Source organism: Streptomyces sp. NPDC037242 (assembly GCF_055604165.1).
This window is the reverse complement of the sequence record NZ_JBVJUY010000001.1, coordinates 311,720-320,806: the sequence shown is the minus strand read 5'-3', so window position 1 is coordinate 320,806 and position 9,087 is coordinate 311,720. Positions and strand designations below refer to the sequence as shown.

Genomic DNA, 9,087 nt, shown 5'->3' with positions numbered 1-9,087 from the left:
CTCCGTACCGACGGGGGCGACCTCCGCACCGACCGGCGCGACCTCCGTCCCGGCGGGGGCCACGTCGGTACCGACCGGGGCCACGTCCGTACCGACCCGGGGTCCGGAGTCCGGGGTGAGGGGGCCACCCGTGTCGCGGACCGCGGGGTCCGTGCCCGTGCCCGTGTGGGCGGTGTCGCCCGGCGGGGTGCGTTCGGTGCCGCTGCCCACCGGACGGTCCGCCGTCGTGGTCCCCGCGCCGCCCTCCAGCGCCCTCAGCTCCGGCGGCCGGGGCCCCTCGCCCGGGGGCAGCATCCCGTCCGCGGTCATCTGCCCGGCCTCGGGCGGGAATCCCGCGTTGTCGTTGGCCGGTATGCCCATGGCGTTGTCGTTGGCCGGCGCCCCGCCCAGGTCCAGCCGCTCGCCGAGCGGCGCGCCCTCCGCCGGCACGCCTCCGGGGGCCGCGTCGACCGGAGCCGCCGCCGGATCCGTGACCCGGCCCCCCGGAGCGGGAGGTACCTCCGCGGGAGCCACCACCGGATCCGTGGCCGCAGTGCCCGGAGCCTGCGCCGGGGCCCCCACAGGCTCCGAGGCCTGAGCCTCAGGAGCCTGACGCACCTCCGCCGGAGCCGCCGCCGGATCCGTGGCCGCAGTGCCCGGGGCCGGGACCACCTCCACCGGACCCACCACCGGATCAGAAACCTGCGCGCCCCGAGCCGGAGGCACGTCCGCCGGAGCCACGACAGGATCCGTGGCCCGGGCACCGGGCGCCGGAGGCACGTCCGCCGAGGCCACCACCGGGTCCGCAACCTGCGCCCCCGGCGCCGGAGGCACGTCCGCCGGGGCCACCACCGGGTCCGCGGCCGGACGGCCAGGCGCGGCCGACGGGTCTACGGGGGTCGTCGCCGGGTCGGCGGCCTGGGCGGGGGACGCGTCGGCCGGGCCCGCCGGGGCGGGGGCGCCGCCCGGGCCCGGCGCGGGGCGGAGCGCGCCGTAGCCCTCCTTCGCCGCGTGCATCACGGCACCCATGGCGAAGCCCATGCCCGCCCCCGTGGCGGTGCCGCTCATGCCCGCCCGCAGGATGGCCTCCAGCGGGTCGCCGCCCTTCCAGGTGGCCTCGTTCATCATGGCCGAGGCCATGCCCCCGGGGAGCCCGCCCAGCGCGCCCTCGATCGCCCCCTCCGCCCCCTTCTCCAGGATCCGGCCCAGCGCGCCGCTCTCCGCCGCCTGCACCAGGGCCACCGCCAGAGGGGAAGTCGCCGCCGCCTTGATCGCCCTGATGGCCGCCTCGCCCATGCCGGCCGTGGCCACCGCCACGCCCGCACCCACGAGGGCCTGCCCGAGGTCGGCGCCGAACTCCTCCAGACCGTACGCACCGCCCCGGCCCAGCGCGTGCACGGCGATCGTGGCCACCCCGCTGGCCAGCGCCCCGTACAGGGCGACGACCGCCGGCGCCGCGGTGCCCGCCGTGGCGACGGACACGACGATGCCCACCACCGTCGCCGCCACCGTCGCCGCCGTATCGGTGGCACTGTCGACCGCCGCCCGGTGGGCGTCGATCTCCTCGTCGCCGTACCCGGCCCACCGCCTGAACCGTTCCAACGCCGCCTGCGTCCGCGGATCGTCCGCTCCGAACTGCCCCACCAGCCGGCGGTACTCCTCGTACGCGCCCTGCGCCTCGTCCGCCGTATCGCCCAGCACCTGCGCCTCGTCCCCGGCGAAGAGCGCGCCGAGCACACCGGTACCGTCCCCGAGCTCCCACTCGCGGCGCGCCCGCAGGTACGCGGCCATCTCCTCGGGTGTGCTGGTGCCTTCGAGCATCGCCTGGGTGTCGGCCCAGTCGCGGCCGCCGAGATCACCCTCCAGGTCGTCCAGCAGCGGCCGGCCCGTGAGCCGCTCGTAGTCCGCGGAGATCCGTGCGATCTCCTCGCGGGACTTGCCCCGCAGGGTCCGGCGGACGGCCTCCTCGTCGGTGCCTTCGCCGGCCACCGCGTAGTGCAGTTCCTGGGCGTCGGTCAGCCGTCCGCCCTGGGCGATCAGGTCCCGTGCCTGCTCCTGGGCGTAGCCGGACAGCTCCCAGGCCATCAGCACGTCGAAGGAACCGGTGCCGCCGCCCGAGGAGGCGTCGTAACGGCTCTCCAGCGCGGCCATGTTGCGCTGTGCCCGGGCTTCGATCTCGCCCTCGGCCTCGCCGCGGATGCGTTCGGCGGCGGCCCTGCGCTGCTCGGGGGTGAGCGACGGGTCCCGCATCACCTCGCGGATCCTGACCTGGGTGTCCCGGTTGACCTCCGCCGCGGCGCGCTCGTGCTGGCGGCGCAGCACGCTGTTGACGCGGTCGTCGTCCGTGTACATGGACTCGTGCTCCTGCTGGATGGCGGCCGCGTCCATCGCCGTCCGGTCGCCCGCCTGTTCGGCCAGCGCCATGTTCAGCTCGGCGCCCTCCAGGTCGTCGCGCAGATCGGCCTCCAGGGCGCCGGCCCCGCCGCCGGTCTGGGCTCCGTACCGCTCGGCGACCAGGTTGTTGCGGCGCCGGATCTCGGCCTCCACCTCGGCCGTGGACATGCCCTCCCGGGCCGCCCGGGCCTCGACCTCGGCGCGGATCCGGTCGTACGTGGCGTGCAGTGCGGCCTCGTCGGTGCCCATGCCCTGGACCGCCTCGGCGAGGGCGTAGGCGTCGGCGGCCTCGGTGTCGCCGGTCAGCAGCGCCTGCGCCTGGCCCGCCTCGTTGCCGCCGAGGTCCCCCTCCAGGTCCGCCTGGAGGTCCACGCCGTACCGCTCGCGGTAGGCGCGCATGATGGCCTCGCGCTCCAGCTGCGACTTCCCGCGCAGCGTCTGCATGATGACCTCGGTGTCCGTGCCGAGGCCCTCGACGGCGCCGTGCAGCGCCGCGACGGCGCCGCCCACCTGATCGCCCGCGAGCAGCGCTTCGGCCTGGGCGATGGTGTCCTCGGACTCGTCGTCGAGGTCGCCCCGCAGGTCCTCGTCCAGGTCCCCGCCGTTGGTCACCACCGGGTAGGCCTTGCGGATGGCGGCGATCTGGATCGGGGTGCGGCCCTGGAGCGCCGCGAACAGCCTGGTCCTGTCGGTCCCCATGCCGCGTACCGAGTCGTTGATCTGGTGGGCCACCGCGCGGGGGTTGAACCCGGGGGTCTGCGCGGCCCCGAGCAGCCCGAGGTTCTCCCAGTCCAGGGTGGCGATCGCCCGCTCCTCAAGGGTCCTGGCCATCTCCGGAGTACGGGTGTTCTTCAGCCGGTCGACGAGCAGCCGGGCCACGGCCGTGATGGGGTTGCCGCCGCCGGAGTTCAGGAACGCTAGGGCGATGGCCCGCTGTTCGCCGGAGAGCCGGGCCAGTTCCGCCTCGACCGCCGCCTGGCCCTGGGTCTGCTGGGCGTCGCGCAGCCGGGTCAGCAGGGCGAAGTCCCCGGCGATGGCGTCCCGGTTCTGGGCGTCGACCTGGCGCTGCCAGGCCGCCGTGTCGGTCTTGGCCTGCTCGCCCCAGTCCCGGAAGCCGTCCAACAGCCGGTCCCACCAACTGCGCTGGGTGCCGGACTGGTTCGCCGCCCATTCGCGGATCCGTTCGCGCGCGCCGTCACGGGAGCCCCGGAGGGTGGTGGTCAGCCGTTCCACCTCGGCGGTGTTGTCGCGCTTGAGGTGGTCGAGGGTGACGTCGACCTGTTCGGCCTGCCGCGCCGCCCAGTCCAGTGCCCGGCGGCCCTCGACCCGGGCCTCGTCCTCTCCGTGGCCGGGCCGGCCGTCTCGGGCGTAGTCCCGGCGGATGCGGTCGGCCGCGGTCCGCGCCTGCTGCTGGTAGGCGGTCTTCTGCTGCTGGGCCACCCGGTCCAGTTCGGCCTCCCGGGCGCGGCCCGCGGACTGGTAGGCGGCCGCCCCCGCCGACAGGGCGGAGTCGACGGCGCCGAGGTAGCCGTCGCGGCTGCGCTCGATGGCCGCCTCGTCCGGTGCGCCCTCGGCGGCCCGGGCCCGCTGGTCGACCCCGGCGTCGGCCGCCTGCCGGGCTCCGTCGATCAGCGCGGCCTGTTCGGCCCCGGCCTGCTGGAGCCGGGCGGTCTCCGCGGTGGACGCGGACTCCAGGGCCGCCGCGGAACTCTGCGCCTGCTGGGTCACGGCCGCCTCGTGGGTGGCCACCCCGCCGGCGAGCGTGCCGGCGGCCAGTCCGGCCGCGGAGACGACTCCGTCGAGCTCGGCGGTGATCGACTGCTCCTGGTCGGCCTTGAGCGCGTCCACGAGGGGGGTCAGTGCGGACACCGACCCCCGGGGGTCGAGCCGGCTCTTGGCCGCGTCGGCGAACTCCTGGACGTACTGGGCCGTACGGGACCTGACCTCGGCGACCACGGCGCCGATCTGTTCGGCCCGGGCCGCCGGTGGGGGTTCGAGGGAGGCCGCGCCCGGGTCGTGCAGGGTCACCGCCTGGCCCGCTCCCGCGCCGGCGGTGGGCGGGGTCGCGGCCGCCACCTCGCCGGACACCCGGTCCGCGCGGGGATCGGCGGGCACCGCGCCCGGCTCGACCGGGCCGCCCGGGGGCCGTTCGGTGGGCATGGGCTGCGGCGGTACGGCCGTCGGCCCGGCGGCGGCGCCGGGGGCGGGCCCGGGGCCGCCGCCGCTGCCGCCTCCGAAGGCCGGCATGGGGGTCATCCCGGGGAACGTCTGGTCCCGCAGCCGGGTCGCCCCCTGCTCCCGGACCCCGCGCACCACGTCCTCCGGGACGTGGGTGTCGAGGGTCGCCTGCCGTTCGGGCTCCGCGGGCGGCGGAGCGACGCGGGCCTGCGCCTGCGCGGCGTAGTCCGGCCGGGCGGCCTGCCGCTCCGCGTCGAGCGATGCCGCCTGCCCGGTCAGCGCGGCTGCGGCCGCCCCGGGCTCCAGCCGCGGCGCGGCGATGCCTCCTGCTGCGGCCGACACGGCACTGGTCCACTGCCCGAGCGGATCCCCGCCGCCCGCGCGGGCGGCGGACCCACCGGCCCCTGCTGACCCGGGCCGCGCCCCGCTCGCGGGAGCCGCACCCTGCGGTACGCCGCCAGGGGCGTGCGGTACTCCGCCTGCGGATCCAGGGGCGTGCGGTGCGCCGCCTGCGGGTGCGGCCGGTGCGGCACGCCCGGGCCCCGCTGAACCGGGCCGCGCCCCGCTCGCGGGAGCCACACCATGCGCTACGCCGCCTGCGGGTGCGGGGGCGTGCGGTACGCCGCCTGCGGGTGCGGAGGCGTGCGCTACGCCGCCTGCGGGTGCGGAGGCGTGCGCTACGCCGCCTGCGGGTGCGGAGGCGTGCGCTACGCCGCCTGCGGCCGCACCACCGCCGCCCGCCCCGGCGGAACCCCCGGCCCCAGCCGCAGTCCCGTGCCCCGGAGCGGCGTCGGCGACCGCCGACTGCGGAACCACGCCGGGCGCGGACTCGCGCGCCGCCGGTCCCGCCCCGCCATGGGCGGCCTGCCCCGGCCCGCTCCCGTCGGCACCCCGCGCCGACTCCCCCGCCGCCGGCCCACTGACCACCCCCGCAGCAGCCGCCCCCGCACCGGCCACACGCGCCGCCTGCCCCACGTACCCGCGGCCCGCAGGCTCCGACCCGCTCACACCATCCGCGCCCCGCGCCGACTCCGCAGCGTGCGCACCGGCCGAACCCCCGGCGGGCTCGCGCGCCGCCGGCCCCGCGTACCCTCCGCCGGACAACCCCGACCCGCTCACACCATCCGCGCCCCGCGCCGCATCAGCCGGCGCACCGGCCGAACCCGCGGCGGGCCCACCCGCCACAGGCCCCGCCGGCCTGCCGGAGACGGCCTTGTCCGCCGCCGCGACCGCCTCCCGTTCGTGGTGGTCGTCCGGGTCGCTCAGTTGCAGGCCGCCCGCCGTCGGGGTGCCCTCCACCGGGCCGCTGCGCTGCTGGACGACGTGCGTGAGCTCGTGGGCCAGGGTCGTCGCACCATCCGTGGACCCCGGGTCGAACGCGCCTTCCTGGAACACGAGATGACTGCCCGAGGTATACGCGCGGGCGCCCATCGCGCGGGCCGACTCGTCCGCCGCCGTGTCCGTGTGCACCCGTACGTCCGAGAAGTCGTGGCCCAGCCGGGCCTCCATCTCCTCCCGTACCGGCTCCGCCAGCGGGCTGCCCTCCGACGCGGTGACATCGCGTACCGTCCGGGCCGAGTCCTCGGCCGTCTGCACCTCCTGGCGGCGCGCGAGCAGCGCGGTCACCGCGGAGTTGCCGACCGTCTGCTGGAGGCCCAGCAGGTCCTCCGGGGTCAGCGCCTCGGGGCGGTCCAGCGCGAGCGGGGCCGGCGTCGTGCCCGCCGCCGCGGCGGAGTCGGGGGACGGACCCCCGTGGCCGCGCCCGCCCCCGCTCCGGTCGCGCATCACGCCTCCCCCGCCCTCACCGCGCGAGCCGCAGATAAGGGCCGAACTCGCTCTCCAGGCACAGCCGACCGAGCTTGCGGTACTCGCGGGCCACCGCCGCCACCAGGTCGGCCATGGTGACCGGGCGGTCCGCCTCGGCCGCGAGGTAGGCCGCCGTCACGGCCGCCGAGCGGATGTCACCGCCGGCCAGCTCGAAGGACTTGGCGCAGAAGGGCAGGTCGAGGTCGTCGGCGCGCGGGAGCCGGGGGCCCAGGCAGCGGTCCCACAGGGCGAGCCGCTGCTCGGCGTCCGGCAGCGGGAAGTCGACGACCAGGTCGAGACGCCGCGTGAAGGCCTCGTCCAGGTTGGCCCGCAGGTTCGTCGCCAGGACGGCCAGCCCGTCGAAGGACTCCATCCGCTGGAGGAGGTACGCGCTCTCCACGTTGGCGTAGCGGTCGTGCGCGTCCTTGACCTCCGAGCGCTTGCCGAAGACGGCGTCCGCCTCGTCGAAGAGCAGTACGCCGTTGACTCCGGCCGCCTCGGTGAAGATCCGTTCCAGGTTCTTCTCCGTCTCGCCGACGTACTTGTCGACCACCGTCGCGAGGTCCACCGTGTACAGGTCCAGGCCCAGTTCGCCCGCGATGACCTCGGCCGACATCGTCTTGCCGGTGCCCGAGTCCCCCGCGAACAGGGCCATCACCCCGCGTCCCCGGCCCCCGCCCGGCCGCATCGCCCAGTCCCCGAGCACCCGGTCCCGGTGCCGGGCGCGGGCCGCGAGCTCGCGCAGCTGCCCCAGCACGGGCGGCGGCAGCACCAGGTCCGGCCAGCCCACGCCCGGCTGGATGCGGCGGGCCAGGCGTTCCAGTCCGGAGGTGCTCTGGGCACGGGCCCCGTGCAGCAGTTCCGCCTCGCCCGGAAGTGCGTCCCCCGGCTGCCCCGGCGTGCCGGACGCGCCGCCCGACAGCGCCGCCTGCTGCCGGGCGGTCGCCACCGCCCGCCGCATCTGCTCCGGGCTCAGTACGAAGGCCGCCAGCGCCGGGCCGGGCGGGGCCCCCAGTACCGAGGTCCACAGGGCGGCCCGCGCGGCGGCCCCGAGCCGCTCGGCCTCCACCAGCAGCGGCGCCCGGTCCGACCACTGGGGGTTCCAGCCCGCCTGCCCGGACAGCAGCACCGGTACGGGCAACGCGGCCAGTGCGCGCAGCAGTTCGGGGCGCTGCGCCAGCGCCTCCACCGGAGCCGCGACCAGCCCGGCGCCCGCCAGCGCGGCCTCGCGCCCGGCCGCGCGTACGAGGGGTACCGGCTCGGCCTGCCGTTCCAGGCGGGCCAGGTCCAGCACGAGCGCCCCGCGCCCGGCGCCGGCCAGCGCGCCGGCCGCCAGTTCCGCGGCCGCCCCGCCCGGGGGCTCGCGTACGTACACCGGCGAGATCCCCGCCAGCAGCGCGCCCGCCAGCCGCCCGGCCAGCTCCTCGTCCGGGCCGGGGCCGCCCGGCGCCGGGCTCAGTAGATCCACCAGCTCGGGGGCGATGGCGTCGCCGCCGAGGAGGTGGGCGGCGACCCGGTCGGGTACCCGCAACGACCGCCCGAGGAAGGGCCGTTCGGGCTCCTCCACCAGCAGCAGCCCCCGGGCCGCGAGCGGGCCGTCCGCCGACAGCCTGGCCCGCGCCGCCGCCGAGGCCGCCGGTACCGCGCACAGCCCGAGCGCGAGTCCGATGCTCGGCCGGCGTCGCGTCACGTCGTCGTTGAGGTAGCCGTAGAGCTGCTCGAAGCGCCGGTCGACATCGGGCGCCAGAGCGATCAGCAGCAGCTCGACGTCGAGCGCCTGGAGCCCGAAGTCCCTTTGCAGCAGCTCCAGTCGGGAGCCGCCGTCACCGGCGGCGGGTGCGGCCACCGGGTCGGGCCACGGCACCTGGTCGGGTGTGTCGAGGAGCCGGCGCACGGCCGCGTCGGACAGGTACAGCCCGCGGAACGGATCGTCCGCGTCCGGGTCCGTCCCGCGGCGCGCCTCGACGGCCGAGCGCACGCGGGCCTCGACTGCGGCCAGCCGGGCCAGCAGGTAGTCCATCAGCCGTCGCCCCGGCGGCGCGCGCGGGCCGCGCGCGGGCCCGGCACCCGCGGCCGCCACCCCGGCTCCGCCGCGTCGGAAGCCTCCGCCGGACCGGAAGGCTCCGCCGGACCGGCCGGGTCCGACAGGTCCGACAGGTCCGACAGGCCGACCACGAGCCCCTCCTCGACCGGGGGCCCCGCCTCGTACTGCGGGGCCGTCGCCACGGGGGCGCTGACCACCACGTCGAGCGAGGGCTTCAACTCCCCGCCCAGCGCGCTCCACACGTCCGTGAACGCCTTGTCCTCCGGCGGCGGCAGCGCGATCGACAGCGGGACCGGCAGTCCGGTGATGCCGAGTTCGGGGCCCAGCCGTCCGGCCGGCAGCGCCTCGTGTCGCAGGAAGCACGTCAACAGCGATGACAGCAGCCTGTGTTCGTCCTCGGGGCGCTGGGTCCACGCACTGATCAGGTAGGACAGTTTGAAGTACCGGGGCGGCAGGGTCCGGGCCGTCACCCGGCCCTGTTCGTCGTACACGTTGCGTCGCCCGCGCGAGCGCCGGCCGAGGTCCTCCCGGATGTCGTACAGGTAGAGGTTGACGGTGGGCGTGTTCCGCCGGGCGGCCCAGTCCCGGGTGGGCGCCTCGAAGACCACCTCGACGCCCGCTCCCCCGCCCAGCGCCTCGGCGCGTACCAACTCCCGCAGCGCGTCGTCCACTTCATGGATCACGGC

At 77.2% G+C, this 9,087-nt stretch carries 3 protein-coding genes; all 3 read right to left on the bottom strand.

The features are described from left to right. Positions 1-6,336, bottom strand: a 6,336-nt coding sequence (locus ACZ7GJ_RS01295; protein WP_470748210.1) for an eCIS core domain-containing protein, incomplete at its 3' end; no start/stop codon positions are given. Positions 6,337-6,352: 16 nt separating this feature from the next. Continuing rightward, positions 6,353-8,377 (bottom strand): AAA family ATPase, encoded by a 2,025-nt coding sequence (locus ACZ7GJ_RS01290; protein ID WP_470748208.1) that lies wholly within the window; start codon positions 8,375-8,377, stop codon positions 6,353-6,355. Further along, positions 8,377-9,084 carry a Pvc16 family protein gene (locus tag ACZ7GJ_RS01285; RefSeq protein ID WP_470748206.1) on the bottom strand — a complete coding sequence of 236 codons (708 nt, stop codon included), beginning with the start codon at positions 9,082-9,084 and terminating at the stop codon, positions 8,377-8,379. Before ACZ7GJ_RS01285 ends, ACZ7GJ_RS01290 begins: the two co-directional genes overlap by 1 nt. Positions 9,085-9,087 lie beyond the last annotated feature (3 nt).

Bases quoted from the DNA above. Each gene is read 5' to 3' on its own strand.
- ACZ7GJ_RS01290 (WP_470748208.1), bottom strand. From the start codon at position 8,377: ATGGACTACCTGCTGGCCCGGCTGGCCGCAGTCGAGGCCCGCGTGCGC.